Source organism: Rhizobium sp. R339 (assembly GCF_002211395.1).
Lineage (GTDB): Bacteria > Pseudomonadota > Alphaproteobacteria > Rhizobiales > Rhizobiaceae > Rhizobium.
The window spans coordinates 38,515-62,197 of record NZ_LOKV01000008.1 but is presented as its reverse complement, the minus strand read 5'-3'; the positions used below and the strand labels follow the sequence as shown (position 1 = coordinate 62,197).

The window sequence follows — 23,683 nt, the reverse complement described above, 5'->3', positions numbered from 1 at the left end:
ATACGCTATCGTTTCGAAACGGCACGTTGCTCGTTCTAATGATATTTTCTGCTTCGGTTTATCTTCCCCGGCGGCCAACGCTTGTTGAGCAACACCATTAAGACCCAAGAGTGCGCCCAAGGCCAGCCCTCCGTCAAGCAAACGAAACGAAGGGTTCCAACTGACTTGGAGGCGTCTCTTGATGAAACGGAATTGACGGCGGCCGTTTTCAATTAACCTGCTGAATCGGCTATCTTTTCACCTCAAAGTAACCGTCCCGCCGCAGTTTGGCCAACGATCGTCCACTGACCCATAATCGGCCAATGCTTTCAAGGCGATAGAATATCTGGATCGGATCAGCCGTTTCGCCCGTCCGCGCGCCACGCGCCCATGGCGTTGCTTAGCGATCTGGATTAAGCTTATCCGACATATTGGGTATGACCCTTCAATCGTTCCGGAGAAAGAACCATGGAAACGATGAGCAGCGTCTTGATACTTGCATTGGTCCTCATTCCACTGATGATGTTCTTCCCGACCGCAGTTCAGATGATGGTCACGCTGTTCGGCATGAGCACTGTTCTTGTCGGGATGCCGCTCTGATGAAGGCCGTTTCCGACGACGCCGCCGAACAGGCGACCTTCCAGGTCCTGACCCGGGCGCTGGACAAACTCTTGGGTCCGATCCGTTTCCTGCTCGAGGATCCGAGCGTTTCCGAAATCCTGATCAACGGGACCTCCGATATCTTCGTCGAACGGCGGGGAAAGCTCGAACGCGCCGATACGCGCTTTGCCAGCCGCGAAGATCTGGAATCGGCTGCGCGCAGCATCGCGCAGTTTTCAGGCAAGCGCTTGACGCCGGAGGAGCCGAGCGTCGAGGCGCGTCTGCCGGACGGTTCGCGCGTGCAGATGATCCAGCCGCCCGCCGCCCGCACCGGGCTCTGCATCTCCATCCGCCGCTTCCTGAAAGAACATCGCAGCATTCGCGATCTCGTGACCCAAGGCAGCCTGACGCAGGAGTCACTGTCGCTGCTGCAGGCGGCTGTCGGCCTGCAGAAGAACGTCATCATTTCAGGCGGCACCGGCACCGGCAAGACGACGATGCTGAACGCGCTGTCGGAAGCCTTTGCCGACCACGAGCGCATCATCGTCATCGAAGACACGTCGGAACTGCAGATCCGCAAAGAGCACGTCGTCTATCTCGAAGTGACGAAGCCCGACCGTTTCGGCCGCGGCGGCGCCAGCATCCGCGACCTGTTCCGCTCGTCGCTGCGCATGCGGCCCGACCGCATCATCGTCGGCGAATGCCGCGGCGGCGAGGCGCTCGATATGATCCAGGCGATGACCTCCGGTCACAGCGGCAGCCTTTCGACGGTACACGCCAACACGCCTTACGACGCTCTGCACCGGCTGGAGACGTTGGCGCTGATGTCCGATATCGACATGCCGCTCCGGCCGCTACGCGCCCAGATCGCCTCCGCCGTCGACGTCGTCGTGCAGATCGCCCGCTTCAAGCGCACCGGCAGACGCCGGGTGATCGAGATTTCCGAGATCAAGGGCCTCAACGACGACGGTCAGTATGTCGTCGAAAGCATCTACAAGCTCGAGGGCGACGGTCATTCCAATTCTGACGGCGCATTGCTGTGGACCGGGGTCGTGCCAAGTTTCGCATCCGATGCCATGGAAGAGATAGCGGGCGGAGAACTTCCAGAATGGGCGAAGGCCGGTCCCGTGAGGCGGGAAACGGCTTGAGGCCTACCGAAAAGCCTCTTCATGCGCCGTCCTTTTCGGCGCTCGCCGCCATATGCCTGAGCTCGCCCCAGAGGCTTTCGGCGAAGCTGCGCAGGACCGTGACTTCGAAGCTGTCTTCGCCGGTGCGGACGATCTGCACGGAGATATGGCCGACCATCGTCATGGCCGAGCTGCCTTCGGCAAAGACGGCGGGATCGAGATCGACGGCGGTGCCCTTTGAAAGAAGCACGCGCGAAGACCGGCCGGAAACGCCGATGCGGACGCGTCCGTGGCTCTGGTCCATGACGAAGGCTTTTCCGGCAAGGGCCGCAGTAAGGGCGTTGAGAGCGGCTGAAGAAAGCGGCGCATCGCCGGCGACGAACCATTGGCGGAAGCCGGCCTTGCGGATCGAACTGTTCGCAAGGCCTATCTTCGCCAGTTCGGCGGCAAGTGCGGCCGGCTCGATCGTGCCGAACACGTGCAGCAGATGGCCTTCCGGCAAGGCTTCCAGCCGGAGGGCGGATCCTGCCGCACCGTTATATCTGGCGCCGGCGAGAACCGGCCTGTGCTGGGGAAGATCAGGCATGGAGCTTCTCGTTTTCAGGATCGACAAAGACGGGATGGCAGAGCACTGCATCAGTAAATTCGTTGTGCAGGCCGTTCCAGACCGTCACCTTCTCACCGATGCGCTCCGGCCCGCGCCGGACGAGCGCCAGGCCGATCTTATGGCCGAGTGTCGGCGAAAAGGCGCTTGAGGTGACATAGCCCTGATCGTTTTCGAGTGTCGCCGCCGCACCCTTGGCAAGGATATGCGAGCCAGTGCGGAAGCCGCTTGCCAGATTGAGCGGCTTGACGCCGACGAGGCGCGGGCGCTCCGGATCCTGCAGACCCTCACGGGCGAGCATCGCCTTGCCGATGAAATCCGGCTTGTTCGATGACACCATGCGGCCGAAACCGAGATCGCCTGGGGTGACTGTGCCGTTGATCTCGGCATGGGTGACATGGCCCTTCTCGATGCGCAGGACGCCAAGCGCTTCGGCGCCGTAGGCGCAGATGCCGTGTTTCTCGCCGGTCGCCATGATGGCATCGGCAACGCTCTCGCCGTAGCCGGCCGGCACGGCCAACTCGTAGGCGAGTTCGCCGGAGAAGGAGATGCGGAAGAGCCGGCCTTCGAGATGGCCGCCGAACAGCGAAACCTTGCGGACGCTCATGAAAGGGAAGGCCGCATCGGAGATGTCCTCGTCGACGATTTCCGAAAGGACAGCGCGGGACTTCGGCCCGGCAACGGCCATCTGCGCCCATTGGTCGGTCGAGGAGGCGAAGCAGACGTCGAGTTCCGGCCACAGCGTCTGGGCGCAGAATTCGAGATGGGTCAGCACGCCGGCGGCAAGCGCCGTCGTCGTCGTCATGAAGAAATGCTCGTCGCTGAAGCGGCTGGTGGTGCCGTCGTCATAGATGAAGCCATCCTCGCGCAGCATGATGCCGTAACGCGCCTTGCCGACCGCAAGCTTGGCGAAGCCGTTGCAATAGATCCGATCGAGGAAGGTCGCCGCATCCTTGCCGAAGATTTCGATCTTGCCGAGCGTCGAGACGTCACAAAGGCCGGCATTCTTCCGGATGTTCAGCACCTCGCGGTCGACGCTGTCGCGCCACGTCGCCTCACCGGCGCGCGGGAACCAGGAGGAACGATACCAGAGGCCGGTTTCGACGAAGACCGCGCCGTTCTTCTCAGCCCAGCCATGCAGCGGCGATTTGCGCGCCGGCTGGAAATCCTTGCCGCGCGAGGCGCCGGTCAGAGCGCCGAAGGAAACCGGCGTGTAGAAGGGCCGGAAGGTCGTCGTTCCCACTTCGGCGGGCGACACGCCACGCGCTTCGGCCAGGATGCCGATGGCGTTGATGTTGGAAAGCTTGCCCTGATCGGTCGCCATGCCTGATGTCGTGTAGCGCTTGGCGAGCTCGACATGGCCGTAGCCTTCGCGCACGGCGAGGCCGAGGTCCTTGAGATGGACGTCGTTCTGATAGTCGACGAAGGCCTTGCCCTTCGAGCCTTTGACCGACCAGAGCGGCTTTGCATGCGGAGCCGTCTCGGGAGCTGAAACAAAGGCCGGTTCCGCTGCAAAGCCGATTGCCTGCATTGCGGCGGCGGCCTTCGCCGCGCCATCACCGAGGCAGGCTGCGGTCTGCGCAAGGCCGGCGGCTGCGCCGGCAACGGCGAGGCCGTCCTGTGATGCCGGCGCTAGAAAGGCTGAAGACACCTCGGACCATTGCGGCTTGCCGCCGCGATGGCAGGCCAGATGAATGACCGGGCTCCAGCCGCCCGACATGGCGAGCGCATCCGCGTCGATCCGGCGAATGCCGCCTGCGGTCTCGATGCTGACGCCGCGCAGGCGCTTGCCGCCCTCTGCATCGATGACCCCGGCGCCCCGCAGAACCTCGGCGCGGCCCTGCCAGCCCTTGCCGCCATCGACGCGGCTGTCGACGATCGCGGCAACTCGAAGGCCGGCGGCTTCGAGGTCGGCGGCGGTGTCATATGCAGTATCGTTGGTGGTGAAGATCACCGTGCTTTTGCCTGGTGCCACCGCCTGCCGGTTGAGATAGCTGCGCATGGCGCCTGCCATCATCACGCCGGGAATGTCGTTGCCGCCGAAGACCAGCGGCCGCTCCTCCGCCCCCGTCGCCAGGATCGGTTGGCGAGCGACGATGCGCCACAAGCGTTCGACCGGGCGATCCGGATCGGGCAGCGCCACATGCTTCTGCACGCGCTCGACGGCGCCGAAGACATTATCGTCGTACCAGCCGAACACGGTCGTGCGCGGCAGGCGGCGCACATTTTCCAGCGCCTCGAGTTCGCTCAGCAGCTCGGCGAGAAGCGCATCCGCCGGTTTGCCCTCGACACTGCTGCTCTCGGACAGCAGGCTGCCGCCGAATTCGGAGCCTTCGTCGGCGAGGATGACGCGGGCGCCGGCGCGGCCGGCGGTCAGTGCTGCGGCAAGACCGGCTGGGCCGGCGCCGATCACCAGCAGATCGCAATGCGCCCAACATTTCTCATAGGCATCGGGATCGGCCTCGTAGGAAGCCCTGCCGAGGCCTGCTGCCTTGCGGATCACCGGCTCGTAGAGCTTTTCCCAGAGGGCCGCCGGCCACATGAAGGTCTTGTAGTAGAAACCGGCACTGAGGAAAGGCGAGAGCAGGCCGTTGACCGCGCCGACATCGAAGCCGAGCAACGGCCAGCGATTCTGGCTCTTTGCCGTCAGCCCCTCGTAGAGTTCGATCATCGTCGCGCGCGTATTCGGTTCGGTGCGCCCGCCGCTGCCTGTCGTCACCAGCGCGTTCGGCTCGGCGGCACCCGCCGTCAGGATGCCGCGCGGACGGTGATATTTGAAACTGCGGCCGACGAGCTGGACGCCATTGGCAAGCAGCGCCGAGGCGAGCGTATCGCCCGGATGGCCTGCGAGCGCCTTGCCGTCGAAGGTGAAGCCGAGGGTCGTGGCGCGGTCGATGCGCCCGCCGGAGGAAAGACGGAAGCTCGTCATGCCTGTTCTCCGCCGAGCTTTGAAAGGGCGGCATCTCTGACGCCATGGACCTTATGGGTAACGGTATCGCGCTCGACGATCAGCCAGCGGCGGCATCCGGCGGAATGGTGCCAATATTCGCTGTGTCGGCCGCGCGGGTTGTCGCGAAGATAGACATAGTCGAACCAGGCCTCCGCGCCGGCGTCCGGCGCCGGCCTGACAAGGCCGGCATCGCCGCGGATCGAGAATTCCTCCTTTGGCCGGGCGCCACAATGGGGACAGGAAATCAGGCTCGCCATGTTGAGTGTCCTCAGTGCAGATTGGGCTGGGCGCCGACGCCCTTTTCATCGATCGGATAGCCGCGTGCGAAACGGTCGAGCCGGAAGGCGCGGGCGGTCTGATGCGGCGCGTTGCGGGCGATCAGGTGGGCGTAGCAGAAGCCGGAGGCGGGGGTCGCCTTGAAGCCGCCGTAGCACCAGCCGGCGTTGAGATAGAGTTTGTCGATATGGGTGCGGTCGATGATCGGCGAGCCGTCCATGCTCATGTCCATGACCCCGCCCCAGGAGCGCAGAAACCGCACCCGCGACAGCGACGGGATCATCGCCACGCCGGCTTCGGCGACATGTTCGACCGTCGCCAGATTGCCGCGCTGGGCATAGGAATTATAGCCGTCGATATCGCCGCCGAAGACGAGGCCGCCCTTGTCCGACTGAGAGACGTAGAAATGTCCGGCGCCGAAGGTGACGACATTGTCGATGAAGGGTTTCAGCCCCTCGGAGACGAAGGCCTGCAGCACATGGCTTTCGATCGGCAGGCGAAGGCCCGCCATATCGGCGACGACGGTGGAATTGCCGGCCGCCGCCAGCGCCAGCTTGCCGCAGCCGATGAAGCCCCTGCTGGTCTCGACGCCGGTGACTTGACCGTTTTCGCTTCGGATGCCCGTCACTTCGCACTGGGTGATGATGTCGACGCCGCGGCTGTCTGCGCCGCGCGCATAACCCCAGGCGACCGCATCGTGGCGCACCGTGCCGCCACGCGGATGGAACAGGCCCCCCATCACAGGGAAACGCGCATTGTCGAAATCGAGGAAGGGCAATTTCTTGCGCACCGCCTGCCGGTCGAGAAGCTCGGCGTCGACGCCGTGCAGCCGCATGGCGTTGCCGCGGCGCGTATAGGCATCGCGCTGCGCATCGGAATGGAAGAGGTTGAGCACGCCGCGCTGCGAGACCATGGCGTTGAAGTTGAAGTCCTGCTCCAAGCCTTCCCAGAGCTTCATCGACAGTTCGTAGAAGGGATTGTTGCCGGGAAGCAGGTAGTTCGAGCGAATGATCGTCGTGTTCCTGCCGATATTGCCGGAACCGAGATAGCCCTTTTCGAGAACGGCGACATTGGTAATGCCGAACTCCTTGGCGAGATAATAGGCGGTGGCAAGGCCGTGACCGCCGCCGCCGACGATGACGACATCGTAATGCGGCTTCGGTGCCGGGTCGCGCCAGGCAGGCGCCCAGCCTTTGTTGCCGCGAAGGCCGTTCAGGAAAATCGAAAGAGCGGAGTAGCGCATGGGTCAATCCGAAAAGAACGGCTGCATGATGCCAGAAAGACCGCCGCTGACTTGCGTAATTAGGACACTCATGAATATAAAAGGGATATGTCCTCGCCCGATACCAGAAATGTCCAGGAGATCGGCTTTATCCTGATCCCGGGATTCGCGCTGATGTCCTACGCTTCGGCGACGGAGCCGTTGCGGGCGGCAAATCTTCTGGCCGGACGCGATATCTATCGTCTGCGGACCTTCTCGCCGGACGGCACGCCTGTTCTCTCCTCCTCCGGTGTGCCGGTGCCGGCCGAACCTCTTCCTGTAAGGGGCGCAGGACTCGGCACCGCCTTCGTCTGTGCCGGCGGTTCGCCGCGGGACTGGCGTTATCCCGGCGTGCTCGGCTGCCTCAGGCAGTTGTCGCGCGAAGGTGTCAAGATCGGCGGAATTTCGGGCGGCCCCTATCTGATGGCCGCCGCGGGACTGCTTGCCGGCCGCGACTTCACCATCCACTGGGAACATGCGGCCGCCCTTCTCGAAGCCTTCCCTGATCTCGCGCCTCGCCAGGCGCGTTTCGTGATCGACGGCAACCGCATCACCTGCGGCGGCGGCATCGCACCGCTCGACATGATGCATGTGCTGATCGCCGAGCGCATGGGGCCGGATTTCGCCCGCCGTGTCAGCGACTGGTATCTCCATACCGAGGTCAACGAGCCCGCCGCACCGCAGCGCGCCTCGCTCGCCGAACGCTACGGCGTCCATCATCCAGGGCTGCTCAGTGTGCTCGACCGGATGGAGGAGACGATCGAGATGCCGCTCGATCGCGCCGCCATGGCGCGCATCGCCGGTGTTTCCGCCCGCCATCTCGACCGGCTCTTTGCAACCCATCTCGGCACGACCTTCCTCGATCAATACCACAGGATCCGGTTGCAGCACGCCCATCGCCTGCTGAAACAAAGCCCGCTTTCGATCTCCGAGATCGCCGTTGCCACCGGCTTTTCCAGTCTCAGCCATTTTTCCCGGATGTTCCGTGCCATTTACGGTGTGGCTCCGCGCGAGGCGCGGCGGGAATAGTTTTCCTCCCGGTTGAGAAAATTTCACTATGGCGATAGGTTTGCCTCTGAACGAAAGCAAAGGCGAGCCATGAAATCGAAGCGTGAAGCGGCAGACCAACCGGAACAGGCGCATGGCGGGCGCACCCCTTTTTCCCAGGACCCGCACGCCGTTCGGGAGCCGAAGGAAAACAATCTCGAAATGGCGATCGGCCATGAGGTGCGCGCCTATCGCAAGAAACTCGGCATTACGGTCACCGACCTCGCGGCCGCGACGGGCATTTCGCTCGGCATGCTGTCGAAGATCGAGAACGGCAACATCTCGCCGTCGCTGACGACGCTGCAATCGCTGTCGCGGGCGATCGGCGTGCCTTTGACCGCGTTCTTCCGCCGCTATGAGGAGCCGCGCAACGCCGTCTTCGTCAAGGCGGGAGAGGGCGTCGAGCTCGAACGGCGCGGCACGCGCGCCGGCCACCAATATAATCTGCTCGGCCATATCGACAACAATTCGAGCGGCGTCATCGTCGAGCCCTACCTCATCACGCTGACGGCCGATTCCGACGTCTTCCCGACCTTCCAGCACGAAGGCATGGAGTTTCTCTACATGCTCGAAGGCGAGGTCGTTTATCGCCATGGCGATCAGCTTTTCCAGATGCAGCCGGGCGACAGCCTGTTCTTCGATGCCGATGCGCCGCATGGGCCGGAGCAGTTGGTGAAACTGCCGAGCCGCTACCTCTCGATCATCAGCTATCCCCAGCAAAGCACTAGAGGCTGATATTGCCTTAAAAGAAAAATTTATTCCTACCAGTTGAAGACAACAAACAGAGCTGCTACTCCTTTCCCAACTTGAAAGGAGGCACAAGTTATGTGCGGCATCGTTGGACTTTTCCTCAAGGACAAGAGCCTTGAGCCTCAGCTGGGAAATCTGCTTTCCGACATGCTGATCACCATGACCGACCGCGGACCGGACTCGGCCGGCATCGCGATCTATGGCGGCTCAGCCGAGGGCAGGGCGAAGGTGACCATCCAGTCCGCCAATCCCGGTATCGACTTCGAAGGCCTCGCCGGCGACCTCGAGAAGGCAGATATCAAAGCGCATGTGTGGATCAAGAGCACGCACGCGGTCCTCGAGCTTGATGCCTCCAAGCTCGGCGCCGTGCGCGAGGCACTCGAACAGATCCGCCCGACGGTCCGTCTGATGGGCTCGGGCGAAAGCGTCGAAATCTACAAGGAAATCGGCCTTCCCAAGGATGTCGTGGCGCGCTTCGACGTGCGCGCCATGGGCGGCACCCACGGCATCGGCCATACCCGCATGGCAACCGAATCCGCCGTCACCACGCTCGGCGCCCATCCGTTCTCGACCGGCGCCGACCAGTGCCTGGTGCACAACGGCTCGCTCTCCAACCACAACAATCTGCGCCGCGAACTCATCCGCGAAGGCATGAGCTTCGAGACGCAAAACGATTCCGAGGTCGCCGCCGCCTATCTCACGGCCGAGATGGCCAAGGGCAAGGATCTCGGCCAGGCGCTGACCGGCGCGCTCGACGATCTCGACGGCTTCTTCACCTTCGTCGTCGGCACCAAATCCGGCTTCGGCGTGGTGCGCGATCCGATCGCCTGCAAGCCCGCCGTCATGGCCGAGACCGACCAATATGTCGCCTTCGGCTCGGAATATCGCGCGCTGGTCAACCTTCCCGGCATCGAGAATGCCCGCGTCTGGGAGCCGGAGCCGGCAACCGTCTACTTCTGGGATCACGACAAGGCCGCCTGAGGGGCGCCCGAAAGCCAGGAGCCGGCTGAACCCGCCTCCCAGATCAACGAGGAACCAATGCCCACATTCGATCTTTCCAACACCCCTCTTCGCGAGCTGAACAGCGCGCTGCACGCCCTTTCCAAGGGCGCCAACGACACCGAATTCGAAGTCGTCAACCCGCGCGGCAGCCATGCCGTCGCCGTCGGCATCGACAGCCCCGTCACGGTCGCCGTCAGAGGCTCGGTCGGCTATTACTGCGCCGGCATGAATGACGGCGGCAGGGTGACGGTTCACGGGTCTGCCGGCCCAGGTGTTGCCGAAAACATGATGTCCGGCACCGTCGTCATCGAAGGCGACGCCAGTCAGTATGCCGGCGCCACCGGACAGGGCGGCCTGCTCGTCATCAAGGGCAATGCGGCCTCGCGCTGCGGCATTTCGATGAAGGGCATCGACATCGTCGTGCATGGCAGCATCGGCCACATGTCGGCCTTCATGGGCCAGTCCGGCCATCTCGTCGTGCTCGGCGACGCCGGCGATGCGCTGGGGGATTCGCTCTACGAAGCCAAGCTGTTCGTCCGCGGCGCGGTCAAGAGCCTCGGCGCCGACTGCATCGAGAAAGAGATGCGGCGGGAGCATCTGGACAAGCTTGCCGAGCTGCTCGAGCGCGCGGGCGTCACCGGCGTCAGGCCCGAGGAGTTCAAGCGCTACGGCTCGGCCCGCAAGCTCTACAATTTCAACATCGACAACGCCGACGCGTATTGAGGCGAGGGACATCCATGAGCTATCACAACCCCTATACCCCGCCCCGCAAGTCCGCGACCTTCGACGACTATACGCTCGCCGAAATCCGCCGCGCGGCGGCGACCGGCATCTATGACATCCGCGGTGCCGGCACCAAGCGCAAGGTTCCGCATTTCGACGATCTGTTGTTTCTCGGCGCCTCGATCTCGCGCTATCCGCTCGAAGGCTATCGCGAGAAGTGCGACACGACTGTCGTGCTCGGCTCGCGTTTCGCCAAGAAGCCGATCACGTTGAAGACGCCGATCACCATTGCCGGCATGAGCTTCGGCGCGCTGTCCGGCAACGCCAAGGAAGCGCTCGGCCGCGGCGCGACGATCGCAGGCACCTCGACCACGACGGGCGACGGCGGCATGACCGATGAGGAGCGCGGCCACTCGCAGACGCTGGTCTATCAATACCTGCCGTCGCGCTACGGCATGAATCCTAGGGATTTGCGGCGCGCCGATGCGATCGAAGTCGTGGTCGGCCAGGGCGCCAAGCCCGGCGGCGGCGGCATGCTGCTCGGCCAGAAGATTTCCGACCGCGTCGCCAATATGCGCAACCTGCCGAAGGGCATCGACCAGCGCTCGGCCTGCCGCCATCCGGATTGGACCGGCCCCGACGATCTCGAAATCAAGATCATGGAACTGCGCGAGATCACCGATTGGGAAAAGCCGATCTACGTCAAGATCGGCGGCGCGCGCCCCTATTATGACACCGCCCTTGCCGTGAAGGCGGGTGCCGATGTCGTCGTGCTCGACGGCATGCAGGGCGGCACGGCGGCGACCCAGGACGTCTTCATCGAGAATGTCGGCATGCCGACGCTCGCCTGCATTCGCCCGGCCGTTCAGGCGCTGCAGGATCTCGGCATGCATCGCAAGGTGCAGCTCATCGTGTCGGGCGGCATCCGCTCCGGCGCCGACGTCGCCAAGGCGCTGGCGCTCGGCGCCGACGCGGTGGCGATCGGCACGGCGGCACTCGTCGCCATCGGCGACAACGATCCGCACTGGGAAGAGGAATATCAGAAGCTCGGCACGACGGCCGGCGCCTATGACGACTGGCATGAAGGCAAGGATCCGGCCGGCATCACCACCCAGGACCCGGAACTGGCAAAACGCCTTGACCCGGTCGCGGCCGGCCGCCGCCTTGCCAACTATCTGAAGGTGATGACGCTCGAAGCGCAGACGATCGCGCGCGCCTGCGGCAAGAACCACCTGCACAACCTCGAGCCGGAAGACCTCGTCGCACTGACGATCGAGGCATCGGCCATGGCGCAGGTGCCGCTCGCCGGCACCAACTGGATCCCCGGCAAAGGGGGCTTTTGATTTCTACCGGCCGGGCAAACGTCCCGGCCGTTCCATATCCATAACCAAGGTGTCTCCAAGAAATCCAAAGGGGAACGAGAATGACACTGGACCTTGCTGCTTTTGCCAGAGACAAAGGCATCAAATATTTCATGATCAGCTATACCGACCTGTTCGGCGGCCAACGCGCCAAGCTGGTCCCCGCCGAAGCCATTGCCGATATGCAGAAAGATGGCGCCGGCTTTGCAGGCTTTGCCACCTGGCTCGATCTGACGCCCGCGCATCCCGACCTGTTCGCGGTGCCCGATGCATCCTCCGTCATCCAGCTGCCCTGGAAGAAAGACGTCGCATGGGTCGCGGCCGACTGCGTCATGGACGATCAGCCTGTCGAACAGGCGCCGCGCGTGCTGCTGAAAAGACTGGTCGCTGAGGCTGCGAATGAAGGGCTGAGGGTCAAAACCGGCGTCGAGCCGGAATTCTTTCTGATCTCCGCCGATGGCTCTGTCATTTCGGATCAGTTCGATACCGCCGAGAAGCCTTGCTACGATCAGCAGGCGGTGATGCGCCGCTACGACGTCATCGCCGAGATTTGCGACTATATGCTCGAGCTCGGCTGGAAGCCCTATCAGAACGACCACGAGGATGCGAACGGCCAGTTCGAGATGAACTGGGAATATGACGATGTTCTGAAGACGGCGGACAAGCACTCCTTCTTCAAATTCATGGTCAAGTCGGTCGCCGAAAAGCACGGGCTTCGCGCCACCTTCATGCCGAAGCCCTTCAAGGGCCTGACCGGAAACGGCTGCCATGCCCATATTTCGGTCTGGGACCTCGACGGCAAGGTCAACGCCTTCGCCGACAAGGAAATGGCCTTCGGGCTTTCGGCGCAGGGCAAGACCTTCCTCGGCGGCATCATGAAACATGCTTCCGCACTCGCCGCCATCACCAATCCGACGGTCAATTCCTACAAGCGCATCAACGCGCCGCGCACGACCTCGGGCGCCACCTGGTCGCCGAACACCGTCACCTGGACCGGCAACAACCGCACCCATATGGTGCGCGTGCCGGGGCCGGGACGTTTCGAGCTGCGCCTGCCAGACGGGGCGGTCAACCCCTATCTCCTGCAGGCGATCATCATCGCCGCCGGCCTCGACGGCATCCGCAGCCGGGCAGATCCCGGTCCGCACCACGATATCGACATGTATGCCGAGGGGCATCTGGTGAAGGACGCGCCGCGGCTGCCGCTCAATCTGCTTGACGCGCTGCGCGCCTATGATGCCGACGAAGGCCTGAAGGCGGCGATCGGATCGGAATTTTCCGCCGCCTACCTCAAGCTCAAACATCGGGAATGGAATGCCTATTGCTCGCATTTTACCGAGTGGGAGCGAATGAGCACGCTCGACATCTGAGTGGCCGACCGACATCTTCGATGCGCGCCGACACGCCGGGCTGACAAGCTTCGGCGTGATCGCATCCCCAGGCAGCTGATCCGGCCAAGAAAGAGACAGCCATGAAAAACGTCGTACTCACCGTCTCCTGCAAATCGACGCGCGGCATCGTTGCGGCGATTTCGAGCTATCTGGCCGAGAAGGGCTGCAACATCATCGACAGCTCGCAGTTCGACGATCTCGATACCGGCAAGTTCTTCATGCGCGTCAGCTTCATTTCGGAAGAGCGGCTGTCCGGTTCCGAAATCAGCGCCGATTTTGCCGCCGTCGCCGCGCCTTTCGAGATGGACTATGATTTCCACGACAGCGAAAGCCGCATGAAGGTGCTGCTGATGGTGTCGCGCTTCGGCCATTGTCTCAACGACCTGCTCTACCGCTGGAAGATCGGCGCCCTGCCGATCGACATCGTCGGCGTCGTCTCCAACCACTTCGATTACCAGAAGGTCGTGGTCAACCACGACATCCCCTTCCACCACATCAAGGTGACCAAGGAGAACAAGCCGCAGGCCGAAGCCCAGCTGGTCGAGCTCGTCAACCAGACCGGCACCGAGCTGATCGTGCTGGCCCGCTACATGCAGGTCCTCTCCGACCAGCTCTGCAAGCAGATGTCGGGCAAGATCATCAACATCCACCATTCCTTCCTGCCGTCCTTCAAGGGCGCCAACCCCTACAAGCAGGCCTATGAGCGCGGCGTCAAGCTGATCGGCGCCACCGCCCATTACGTCACCGCCGACCTCGACGAAGGCCCGATCATCGAGCAGGACACGGCGCGCATCACCCACGCCCAGAGCGCCGACGACTATGTCTCGATCGGCCGCGACGTCGAAAGCCAGGTGCTGGCGCGGGCCATCCACGCCCATATCCATCACCGCACCTTCATCAACGGCAACCGCACCGTCGTCTTCCCGGCAAGCCCCGGAAGCTACGCCTCCGAGCGCATGGGCTGAGTCGCCCCGGCCAGCCGGAAATTTAGACAAGCGTGTTCCGCCAGTCGCTCGGGCGTCCTGAGGTTATCACGCTTGCTAAGTCGACCGGTCAGCCGACGCCGTCTGGAAGTTTGGGCAAGACTTAGGAAGCCGGACGCTTTCCGAAGCCGAATGTCTTGCGCAGGCTGCTGTCGACCGCTTTTGCCGGCATGAACCTGCGCAGCCGGCTTAGAAGCGTTGCTTGGCCGCCGGCCGGTTGACGCATTTTGTATGGGCCGTTGATTGCCGACAAAATCTCCTCCGCAACTGTTGCAGCAGACGGCGCGGTTTTGATCTGGGCTTGCACCGCCTTGATGGTCGCCTCGGCCTGCGCTGCGTAGGCTCCCAAGGGCGCCTCGGTCTGTGCCGCGTTTACATCGAGCCTGGTGTTTGTGAAGGTCGGTTCAATCAGCACGACGCGCACGTTGAACTCACGAATTTCATGGTCCAGCGATTCCGACAATCCTTCGAGCGCATGCTTGCTGCTGGCATATATTCCCATGAACGGCGCGGGCAGGAAGCCGAGCACCGAGCTGATATTGATGATCAGCCCGCTGCGGGCGGCGCGCATGGAGGGCAAAGCAGCGCGGATCATGCGCAAAGGGCCGAAAACATTGGCATCGAATACCGTTTGCGCTTCGGAAGGCGACGTGTTCTCGACAGGGCCGACCAGCGAAACGCCGGCATTGTTGACCAGGATGTCGATCTTGCCTGCCTCGGACAAAACCCATTGAACAAAATTGGAGACCGAAGCGTCATCGGTCACGTCGACAGTTCCATAGCGCACGCCGGGAATGCCATTGACACGCGCCGGGTTGCGTACGCCCCCAAAGACCTGGAAGCCGTGTTGTGCGAGAAGGCGGGCTGACGCTTCACCTATTCCGGAGGATGCTCCGGTAATCACAACAACTCTGTTTGTAGACATGCATGCTCCTTGGCTCTTATCAAGCAGTTGATTATCAACAATTTTTCATTATCCGGCGATTTTTCGATCAGAGTTGCTCTCACGAATTCGCCCAGTTTCCGGCACGTCAAATGCCATCGCCGCTCCCGGAGAACATCACTCGGCAGCCATTGCCGTTGGTAACTCCACTTCCTTCGGCGTATTTTCATGGCTTTCATCTTTCGTCGGCTTGATGCGAAACCACGTGGCGTAGAGAGCGGGAAGGAAGAGCAGGATCATCACGGTGCCGACCGCCGTGCCGCCGATCAGCGTGTAGGCCATCGACCCCCAGAACACCGAATGGGTAAGAGGTATGAAGGCAAGGACGGCGGCAAGGGCCGTCAGAATGACGGGACGCGTCCGCTGCACCGTCGCCTCGACGACGGCGTGATAATCGTCGAGACCGGCTGCCTTGTTCTCCTTGATCTGTTCCGTCAGGATCAGCGTGTTGCGCATCAGAATTCCGGCCAATCCGATCAATCCGAGAATGGCGTTGAAGCCGAACGGCTGATTGAAGAGCAGCAAGACCGGAACCGCCCCGGCAAGACCGAGCGGCCCCGTCAGCATGACCATGGTCATCGTCGACAGGCTGCGGACCTGCAGCACGATCACGATCAGCATGGCGGCAATCATCGCCGGGAAGATTTTGACGAGGGCGGCGTTGGCCTTGAGCGATTCCTCGATGTTCCCGCCCATCTCGATACGATACCCGACAGGAAGCGAGGCGATCAGCGGCTGAAGCGCCTTCATGACCTGCTGGGATACCTCAGGGGGCTGTGTCGCCTCGTCGATATCGGAACGAATCGTGACAACGGGCGTGCGGTCGCGACGTTTCAGGATCGGCTCTTCGAACCGGATTTCGGAATGACCGATCTGATCGAGCGGAACCTGTCGGCCGTCCCGGCTCATCAATGAGAAGTCTGCCAATCGCGACGGATCAAGCCGGTTGTCGCCAGCACTGCGTGCGATGACAGGCACGTTGCGGATATTCTCGCGAACCTCGGTGATCGGAATTCCGCTCAGCAGCAACTGTAGCTGCTGGGCGGCCTCCGCCGGCGAAAGGCCGATCAGGCCCAACCGTTCCTGGTCTGGAACGAAGCGCACCACCGGTGTGCGGTTGCCCCAATCACGGTTTGCCTGACGCACATCCGGCACGCTCTTCATCATCTCAAGGGCCTTTTCGGAGAGCCGGTACAATTGGTCGGTGTCAGGCCCCATGATGCGGAATTCGACCGGAAACGGCGTATAGGGACCGAAGACGAGCTGGGTGACGCGGACATAGGCTTCCGGAGCGAGCCCATCCGAGATGGCCGCGCGCAGGCGAAGCTTCAAAGCCTCGCGTGTGTGAGCGTCCGGAGTCAGCACGACGATCTTGGCGAAGGACGGGTCCGGCAGCTCGGGCGCCATGGCAAAGAAGAAGCGGGGAGCGCCCTGACCGACATAGCTCGTCACTGTCTTTGCTTCCGGCTGCTGTTGCAGCCAGTCTTCGAGCTTCCCGACCGTGGCGGCCGTCATCTCGATACTGGTCCCTTCAGGCATGCGGACTTCAACCAAAACCTCCGGACGATCCGATGTCGGGAAGAACTGCTGCTTTACCGATCCCATGCCCACGACAGAGATCCCCATGACGATGCCGACCACCGCACAAGTGACGAACTTGTGGCGCACGGTAAATTCGATCAGCCCTCGCAGGCGCCGGTAGTTCGGGGTGTTGTAGATGGCGTGATGGCCGCCTTCGACCGGTTTGATCGCCGGCAGCATCTTGACGCCGAGATAGGGCGTGAAGATCACCGCGACAATCCAGGAGACGATCAGCGCAAAGCCGACGACCCAGAAGATGTTGCCGGCATATTCGCCGGCTGTCGACCGGGCAAAGCCGACCGGCATCAGCCCGATGATCGTCACGAGCGTGCCCGACAGCATCGGGGCCGCGGTGTGGCTCCAGGCATAGGCGGCCGCCTTGATGCGATCCATCCCTTCTTCCATCTTCACCACCATCACCTCGATGGCGATGATGGCGTCGTCGACCAGGAGACCGAGCGCCAGGATGAGCGCACCAAGAGTGATGCGATCGAAGAACCGGCCGGTCTCCAGCATGATGAGGAAGACGACGGCAAGCGTGAGCGGAACGGCCAGAGCGACGACGATGCCGACACGCCAGCCGAGACTGACGAGACTGACGAACAACACGACGCCGAGCGCCATCGCGAATTTCAGCATGAACTCGCCGACGGCTTCGTCGATGTTGACGGCCTGGTCGCTGACCTTGGCGAGCGTCATGCCGAGCGGCAGGGTCTTTGCGATTGCGGCGGATCTTTCCTCCAGCGCCTTGCCAAGCTCCAGACCGTTCCAGCCCTGTTGCATCACCGCGGCCAGCATGACGGCGGGCTCGCCGTCATGGCGGATGAGATAGGTGGCCGGATCCTGGTAACCGCGCCGCACTTCGGCAAAATCCGAGAGCTTCAACGTGCGCCCGGCCGCGACGATCGGCGTGTCTGATATCGCCTGGATGCTGTCATAGGCGCCGTCGAAGCGAATGAAGACCTGCGGGCCGCGCGTATCGATCGATCCCGCCGGCGTCACGGTGTTTTGCCGCTGCAAGGCGGCCGCGATGTCCTGGGCCGAAATGCCGAGGGTGGCGAGCTTGGCATAGGAGAATTCGACGAAGATCTGTTCGGGCCGCTCTCCGAGAATGTTGATTTTCTTGACTCCAGGCACATGCAGAAGATCCTGGCGGATCACCTCGGCCTGGCGCACGAGCTCACGCATCGGCATGCCCTTGGCCTTCAGCGCGTAAAGGCCGAAGCTGACATCGGAGTACTCGTCGTTGACAAAGGGACCGAGCACGCCCCTGGGCAGGTTGCGAGCCTCGTCTCCAAGCTTCTTTCGGGCCTGATAGAATTCCCCCTCGACGGCCGTGGATGGCGTGCTGTCCTTCAGTGTCACGGTCAAAAAGGCGTATCCCGGCCGCGTTGTCGTCTCGACACGATCGTACCAAGTGAGTTCCTGGAGGCGCTTCTCCAGCGGCTCGGCGACCAGATCCTGCATTTCGCGCGCTGTCGCACCCGGCCACACGGTCGTCACGGTCAAAGTCTTGATGGTGAAGGAGGGATCCTCGGCGCGCCCGAGCTTGACGAAGGCATAGGCGCCGGCGGCGGCCAGCAGAACGATGAAGAACAGCGTAACGGCCCGCTCGCGAACGGCGAGCGCGGAAAGATTGAAGGTCATCAGTTTGCCGCCTCTGCCTGTTCTACCTTGGTGCGCACGCTGGCGCCGTCCTGCAGCAGATGGGCGCCGAGAGCGACGACCGGCTCGCCAGCATTGACGCTGGAAACCACCGCGACCTCCTCGCCCAATTGTTCTATTTTCACTTGCCGGAAGTGGACGGTCGAAGATGCCTGATCGAAGACCCAGACGCCGGTTCGGCTGCCATCGTCCAATACGGCGCCGACGGGCACTGCGGCATGCGATTGGCCGCTGCTGCTGGAGATTCTGATCGTCACCGTCGCGCCCAGCGGCGCCGAAGCTGCAGCGCCATCCAGAACCCAGCGCGCCTCATAGGTGCGGGTTTGAGGATCGGCAGCGTCGGAGATCTGCCGAAGCCGCGCCTTGTCCTGCCGGCTCTCGTTTCCGTAGATGCTGGCCTCGGCTATCTCGCCGATTTGCGGCCGCAGCGACTCCGGAAGCCAGACGAGCGCTTCGCGCGGGCCGGCCTGCGCCAGACGGATCACGGTTTGTCCCGCCGTCACGACTTGACCCGGCTCTCCGAGCGTTTCGACAATGGTCCCGTCAGCATCGGCAACCAACAAAGAGTAGGTTGCGGCGTTTTCAGCGACCCTTGCCTCCGCTTCCGCCGCAGCCAGTTGAGCCGTCGCCGTATCGAGTGCAGCCTTTGCCTGTTCATAGCGCTGCGGCGAAGCCGCCGCCAATCCGCTTTTCGTCAAAGCAGCATAGCGTCTCTCGTCGGCTTGCGCCTGGGTCAACACAGCTTGTGCGGAGACGACGGCATTGTGTTTCGCCGTCAGCGCGAGACGCAGATCGGTCTCATCGATGCGCATCAAAGGCTGGCCGGCCTTGACCTGCTCGCCAACGTCCACATAACGCTGCATGACCTTGCCGGGCACACGAAAACCGAGATTGCTCTGTACCCGGGCGGCAATGGTGCCCGTAAAGGTGCGTTCGGCCGTTTCCGGCTTCTTCGCTTCCACCAGTTTGACGAACGGCGGCGCGATTCGCGGATCGGCGGCTTGCGCGCCTCCTTTCGAGGAGACTCCGAAAAGCACGAACGTCGTGGCGCCGGCAGCCGCCAGAAGGCCGAAAGAGGCGAGGAGGATTTTACGATTCATGTCAGTAAGCCTTATTGACGGGCGCAGCCCTTGAATTAGATTGCGATCTAACTCTAATTCTGCTATAGATGTCAAATGAAATCTAATTGGAGATCGCAATGAGAGTCAGTCGCGCTCAAGCCGAGGCCAATCGTGAAACGGTGATCAATGTCGCAAGCCGGCTTTTCCGAGAGCATGGATTCGACGGCATCGGGCTCAAGGACCTGATGAAAGGGGCCGGTCTGACGCAAGGCGGCTTCTACAAGCAGTTCGCATCAAAGGATGATCTTGCGGCACTGGCATCCGGCCGAGCAATGGAGAGCGCCATTCGCAGGTGGTCGAGGGTTGCGGCCGGAAGTGCCGATCCCTTCGCCGCGGTTGTCGGCATGTATCTTTCGACCGGGCACCAGGAAGAGAAAGGTGATGGCTGCCCCTTGGCTGCGCTTGGGTCAGATGCGGCGCGCCAGAGTGAAGAGGTGCGAGCTCCGTTCCAGAATGGCATCGAGGCGCATCTTCAGGTTCTCGACGAATTGATCCCGGCATCGGACGGCAGGAACCCCTATGACAAAGCCATGGTCGTCCTGTCCCTCATGGTGGGCGCCGTAACCATCTCTCGCATCATGACCGACCAAGGCATGTCGGAGCGTCTGCTCGAAGCCGCCGCTGATGCCGTCAAACGGATCGCGGGCGAAACAGCGGTGGAATGAGGTCCTTGCTCTGCACCTCATTACCGAAAAGGATCAGCGCCTCCGGGCGCATGGGGTGAGTCGCCGAGGGGTTAACGCAGCCCTAAGAACCGTGCGATGCTGTCGACGTGATCGCCGAGCAACAGATCTTTATCCCGATCATATATGAGGATTATTCACTCTTCATATTAATTCAATCTTTTCATCTGCTTAAGTAAAACGCTCGACCGAAGGAAGTGACATTACGTTAGGGAATTTCGGGGCCGCGTTAACTTTTTGTTAACCATGTCGGCGGTAGACATGGTCAACGATTTCTTCACACAGATGACCAAAGTGCTAACAGACGCTCGCTCTATCCGCATCAAGGGCCGCTCCTTCCTGGCCGTCATGTTGTCCCCTGACCTTCCTTTCGATGATTGGCTGGCCAGACTGGACGATCTGGCCGCACGCTCGGCCGGTTTCTTCCTCGGACGGCCTGTCGTGCTCGATCTGACGGACCTGCAAATCGACAAGCCGCAGCTGAAGGAGCTCATCGCCGAGCTTGCCAAGCGCAATGTCAGCATCATGGGCATCGAGGGCGCGCGGCCATCCATTCTCGGATCCGGCATGCCGCCGGCGCTCAAAGGCGGCCGCTCCGCTTCCGACATCGAGGTTCAGGCGAGCGAGCCGGCCGAGCCGGCCGGCAAACCTGCGGTCATTGAGACTCGTCCGGCAACAACGCAATCGATCGTCATCAGGGAGCCGGTGCGCTCGGGGCAATCGGTGATCTTCCCGGAAGGCGACGTCACCATCGTCGGCTCCGTCGCCTCGGGCGCCGAGGTCATCGCCGGCGGCTCCGTCCATATCTATGGCGCCCTGCGTGGCCGCGCCATGGCAGGATCCATCGGCAACGCATCGGCGCGAATCTTCTGCCGCAAGCTCGAAGCCGAGCTGGTTGCAATCGACGGCATCTACAAAATGGCGGAAGACATGGCGCCCAATCTTCGCGGACAGGCCGTTCAGCTCTGGCTCGAAGAGGATGCGATCATGGCGGAAAAACTGATTTGATTACGGCGCCGCGCGTCTTCGAGACGCGCAACGAACGCCGTCACACTTTGACTTGTCGCAGCTACGGCAAAGGAGAGAGAAATGGGGAAAGTGATCGTCGTCACGTCAGGCAAGGGCGGGGTCGGAAAGACGACCTCGACCGCCGCATTGGGAGCGGCTCTGGCACAACGCAATGAGAAAGTCGTCGTCGTCGATTTCGACGTCGGCCTGCGCAATCTCGATCTGGTGATGGGCGCGGAGCGCCGGGTCGTCTACGACCTGATCAATGTCATCCAGGGCGACGCCAAGCTCACCCAGGCGCTGATCCGCGACAAGCGGCTGGAAACGCTGTTCCTGCTGCCGGCCTCGCAGACGCGCGACAAGGACAATCTGACGCCCGAGGGTGTAGAGCGCGTCATCAACGACCTGAAGCGCTATTTCGACTGGATCATCTGCGACAGCCCCGCCGGGATCGAGCGCGGCGCGACGCTTGCGATGCGCCATGCCGATGTCGCCGTCGTCGTCACCAATCCGGAAGTATCGTCGGTGCGCGATTCCGATCGCATCATCGGCCTGCTGGACGCAAAGACCGCCAAGGCCGAGCGCGGCGAGCGGATGGAAAAGCACCTGCTGCTGACCCGCTACGACGCCAACCGGGCCGAACGCGGCGACATGCTGAAGGTCGACGACGTGCTGGAAATCCTGTCCATCCCGCTGCTCGGCATCGTGCCGGAAAGCATGGATGTGCTGCGCGCCTCCAACGTCGGTGCGCCGGTCACGCTCGCCGAAAGCCGCAGCCCGGCCGCCATGGCCTATTTCGATGCCGCCCGCCGGCTCGCCGGCGAAATCCTGCCGATGGCGATCCCCGAGGAAAAGCGCAATATTTTCGGCAAGATTTTCGGACGGAGGGCGGCATGAATATTTTCCGTCTCTTCAACAAGCAGAGAACCGCGCCCGCCGCCCGTGAACGCCTGCAGGTGCTTCTCGCCCACGAGCGCGCTTCGGCGGGATCGGACCTGGTCACCTTGCTGCGCGAGGAAATCCTTGCGGTGATCGCCAAGCATGTCGAGCTCGACCACGACAAGGTGCAGGTGACGATCGATCGCAACGAATATGTCTCGACGCTGGAGATCGACGTCGAAATCCCGCTTAATGCGGCCGTACAGGCCGCCTGAGGGTAACGACACGCTCTCTCGTTGCCCTGAAGATACGAAAGCCGCCACCGAACACGGCAGCTCAGTTTCATGGCAATCGTGCTCTCCCCTGACGTCATCCTCGGCCTTGTGCCGAGGATCTGCTGCCCTATCGACCGGGGGCAGATGCTCGGGACAAGCCCGAGCATGACGAAATGAGGGCTCGGCCGACCTTGTCAGCAGTCTGAGCCGCCAGGGAAACCATGGCGGCTTTTTGCGTCGACCTGTCCGGCCGGAAGGCTCAGCGGCCGCCCTCGATCTTGCGATGGCGCTGGGCGATGCCGCCCTTGCCATAGGGATAGTCGAGAGGCTGCGGCGCACTGACCTCGTTCAGCCGGGCCATCTCCTCGTTGGAAAGCTCGACCTTCATGGCGCCGAGATTGTCGGCGAGCTGCTCAGGCGTGCGGGCGCCGAGAATGACCGAGGTGACGGCCGGCTGGGCCGCCGTCCAGGCGAGCGCCACCTGCGCCATGCTGACGCCGTGGGCCTTGGCGATCTCTTCGACCGCGCCGATGATCGCCCAGGTGCGCTCCTGCGCATTGCGCGGCGCATAGGATTCGCTGCCGCGATTGGGATTCTCGCCGAGCCGGGTGGCACCGGTCGGCATCTCGTCGCGCTTGTACTTGCCTGTCAGCCAGCCGCCGCCGAGCGGCGACCATGGCAAGAGGCCCATGCCGGCATCCTGGCAGGCTGCGACGATTTCGAGCTCGATGTCGCGCGCCAGCAGGCTGTATTGCGGCTGCAGCGTCACCGGACGCGTATAGCCCCGCGCCTTGGCGATCTCCGACGCCTTGGCGATGTGCCAGCCGACGTAGTTGGAAAAGCCGTAATAGCCGATCTTGCCTGAGGAAATCGCATCGTCGAGGAAACGCAGCGTCTCTTCGATCGGCGTCAGCGCGTCCCAGGCATGCATCTGATAGAGGTCGATCTGCTCGAGGCCGAGGCGGCGCAGGGAATCATCGAGCGCTTGGCCGAGATGCCGGCGCGACAGGCCGATATCATTGGGGCCGTTGCCCATCGGAAAACGTCCCTTGGTGGCGACGATCGCCTGGCGGGCTTCGGTCGGGCGCGCCTTCAGCCAGCGTCCGATGATCTCTTCCGACTTGCCGGCGCTGTAGACATCGGCTGTATCGATGAAATTGCCGCCCCAGGCGAAGTAATCGTCGAGCAGCTTGTGCGAGGCGGTCTCGTCGGCCTCCGCCCCGAAGGTCATGGTGCCGAGGCAATAGGCGGTAACGACGGCCCCGCTGGGACCGAGCTTGCGATAATCCATTTTTCCTCCTCATGCGGATGCCCGCAGCCGGCGCGCAAAAGCGTCGGGGTTAGAAGCCGGGGCTCCTGCAATCAATGACAGTGTCGTGCTTGAGGCGGCCGCTTGCCGCCGGGATGATGAGGTACGACGCCCTGGGCTTGGGTAGCGCGAGGGGCAAGGGCAGCATAGCCAATCCCGCCCGGG

19 protein-coding genes and 1 pseudogene are annotated in these 23,683 nt (G+C 62.5%); 12 read left to right on the top strand and 8 right to left on the bottom strand.

Annotated features, from left to right (window positions below; all coding sequences use genetic code 11):
* Nucleotides 1-329 precede the first annotated feature (329 nt).
* Nucleotides 330-1,727 (top strand): annotated as a pseudogene (locus tag ATY76_RS11830) (ATPase, T2SS/T4P/T4SS family).
* Nucleotides 1,728-1,746: 19 nt separating this feature from the next.
* On the opposite strand, the gene ATY76_RS11825 reads toward ATY76_RS11830, so the two are convergent.
* From ATY76_RS11825 to ATY76_RS11810, 4 genes are read right to left on the bottom strand one after another with little or no spacing between them, the layout of a single operon-like run.
* Nucleotides 1,747-2,292, bottom strand: a complete 546-nt coding sequence (locus ATY76_RS11825) for a sarcosine oxidase subunit gamma family protein (protein ID WP_088674951.1) — start codon at nt 2,290-2,292, stop codon at nt 1,747-1,749.
* Nucleotides 2,285-5,239: a sarcosine oxidase subunit alpha family protein gene (locus tag ATY76_RS11820; RefSeq protein WP_088674950.1), complete on the bottom strand. Its 2,955-nt coding sequence runs from the start codon at nt 5,237-5,239 to the stop codon at nt 2,285-2,287. Before ATY76_RS11820 ends, ATY76_RS11825 begins: the two co-directional genes overlap by 8 nt.
* The gene (locus ATY76_RS11815; protein ID WP_088674949.1) at nt 5,236-5,517 is read right to left on the bottom strand and encodes a sarcosine oxidase subunit delta; all 282 of its coding nucleotides are present in this window, start codon (nt 5,515-5,517) and stop codon (nt 5,236-5,238) included. The genes ATY76_RS11820 and ATY76_RS11815 overlap by 4 nt, the downstream gene beginning before the upstream one ends.
* An 11-nt stretch (nt 5,518-5,528) precedes the next feature.
* Nucleotides 5,529-6,779, bottom strand: a complete 1,251-nt coding sequence (locus ATY76_RS11810; protein ID WP_088674948.1) for a sarcosine oxidase subunit beta family protein — start codon at nt 6,777-6,779, stop codon at nt 5,529-5,531.
* 87 nt (nt 6,780-6,866) lie between these two features.
* Between ATY76_RS11810 and ATY76_RS11805 the strand changes: the two genes are divergently transcribed.
* The 7 genes from ATY76_RS11805 (at nt 6,867) to purU (ending at nt 14,036) form a co-directional block, all read left to right on the top strand.
* Nucleotides 6,867-7,826, top strand: coding sequence for a GlxA family transcriptional regulator (locus ATY76_RS11805; protein WP_088674947.1), 960 nt, complete (start codon nt 6,867-6,869; stop codon nt 7,824-7,826).
* Between the two features lie 69 nt (nt 7,827-7,895).
* Nucleotides 7,896-8,579 (top strand): helix-turn-helix domain-containing protein, encoded by a 684-nt coding sequence (locus tag ATY76_RS11800; RefSeq protein ID WP_088674946.1) that lies wholly within the window; start codon nt 7,896-7,898, stop codon nt 8,577-8,579.
* A gap of 90 nt (nt 8,580-8,669) precedes the next feature.
* Complete coding sequence (locus tag ATY76_RS11795; RefSeq protein WP_088674945.1) at nt 8,670-9,575, top strand: glutamine amidotransferase family protein; 906 nt, start codon at nt 8,670-8,672, stop codon at nt 9,573-9,575.
* Nucleotides 9,576-9,632: 57 nt separating this feature from the next.
* The gene (locus tag ATY76_RS11790) at nt 9,633-10,319 is read left to right on the top strand and encodes a GXGXG domain-containing protein (RefSeq protein WP_088674944.1); all 687 of its coding nucleotides are present in this window, start codon (nt 9,633-9,635) and stop codon (nt 10,317-10,319) included.
* A gap of 14 nt (nt 10,320-10,333) precedes the next feature.
* A complete protein-coding gene (locus ATY76_RS11785) occupies nt 10,334-11,662 on the top strand; it encodes an FMN-binding glutamate synthase family protein (protein WP_088674943.1) in 1,329 nt (442 codons plus the stop codon).
* Between the two features lie 80 nt (nt 11,663-11,742).
* Nucleotides 11,743-13,050 carry a type III glutamate--ammonia ligase gene (gene glnT, locus ATY76_RS11780; RefSeq protein ID WP_088674942.1) on the top strand — a complete coding sequence of 436 codons (1,308 nt, stop codon included), beginning with the start codon at nt 11,743-11,745 and terminating at the stop codon, nt 13,048-13,050.
* 101 nt (nt 13,051-13,151) lie between these two features.
* On the top strand, nt 13,152-14,036 hold the full coding sequence (gene purU / locus ATY76_RS11775; RefSeq protein ID WP_088674941.1) for a formyltetrahydrofolate deformylase: 885 nt from the start codon (nt 13,152-13,154) through the stop codon (nt 14,034-14,036).
* Nucleotides 14,037-14,157: 121 nt separating this feature from the next.
* Here purU and ATY76_RS11770 read toward each other — a convergent pair whose 3' ends face one another.
* The 3 genes from ATY76_RS11770 to ATY76_RS11760 form a co-directional block, all read right to left on the bottom strand.
* Nucleotides 14,158-14,979 carry an oxidoreductase gene (locus ATY76_RS11770; RefSeq protein ID WP_088674940.1) on the bottom strand — a complete coding sequence of 274 codons (822 nt, stop codon included), beginning with the start codon at nt 14,977-14,979 and terminating at the stop codon, nt 14,158-14,160.
* A 135-nt stretch (nt 14,980-15,114) separates the two neighbouring features.
* On the bottom strand, nt 15,115-18,225 hold the full coding sequence (locus ATY76_RS11765; protein WP_088674939.1) for an efflux RND transporter permease subunit: 3,111 nt from the start codon (nt 18,223-18,225) through the stop codon (nt 15,115-15,117).
* Entirely contained in the window at nt 18,225-19,343 is a 1,119-nt protein-coding gene (locus ATY76_RS11760; RefSeq protein ID WP_088674938.1) for an efflux RND transporter periplasmic adaptor subunit, read from the bottom strand. The genes ATY76_RS11765 and ATY76_RS11760 overlap by 1 nt, the downstream gene beginning before the upstream one ends.
* A gap of 98 nt (nt 19,344-19,441) precedes the next feature.
* Here ATY76_RS11760 and ATY76_RS11755 point away from each other — a divergent pair, with 98 nt between their 5' ends.
* From ATY76_RS11755 to minE, 4 genes are all read left to right on the top strand, one after another.
* Complete coding sequence (locus ATY76_RS11755) at nt 19,442-20,029, top strand: TetR/AcrR family transcriptional regulator (protein ID WP_088674937.1); 588 nt, start codon at nt 19,442-19,444, stop codon at nt 20,027-20,029.
* Nucleotides 20,030-20,332: 303 nt separating this feature from the next.
* Complete coding sequence (gene minC, locus ATY76_RS11750) at nt 20,333-21,055, top strand: septum site-determining protein MinC (protein ID WP_088675038.1); 723 nt, start codon at nt 20,333-20,335, stop codon at nt 21,053-21,055.
* Nucleotides 21,056-21,136: 81 nt separating this feature from the next.
* Nucleotides 21,137-21,952, top strand: coding sequence for a septum site-determining protein MinD (gene minD, locus ATY76_RS11745; protein WP_088674936.1), 816 nt, complete (start codon nt 21,137-21,139; stop codon nt 21,950-21,952).
* Nucleotides 21,949-22,209 (top strand): cell division topological specificity factor MinE, encoded by a 261-nt coding sequence (minE, locus tag ATY76_RS11740; protein WP_004674690.1) that lies wholly within the window; start codon nt 21,949-21,951, stop codon nt 22,207-22,209. The genes minD and minE overlap by 4 nt, the downstream gene beginning before the upstream one ends.
* A 259-nt stretch (nt 22,210-22,468) precedes the next feature.
* Here minE and ATY76_RS11735 read toward each other — a convergent pair whose 3' ends face one another.
* A complete protein-coding gene (locus ATY76_RS11735; RefSeq protein WP_088674935.1) occupies nt 22,469-23,500 on the bottom strand; it encodes an aldo/keto reductase in 1,032 nt (343 codons plus the stop codon).
* Between the last annotated feature and the right edge of the window lie 183 nt (nt 23,501-23,683).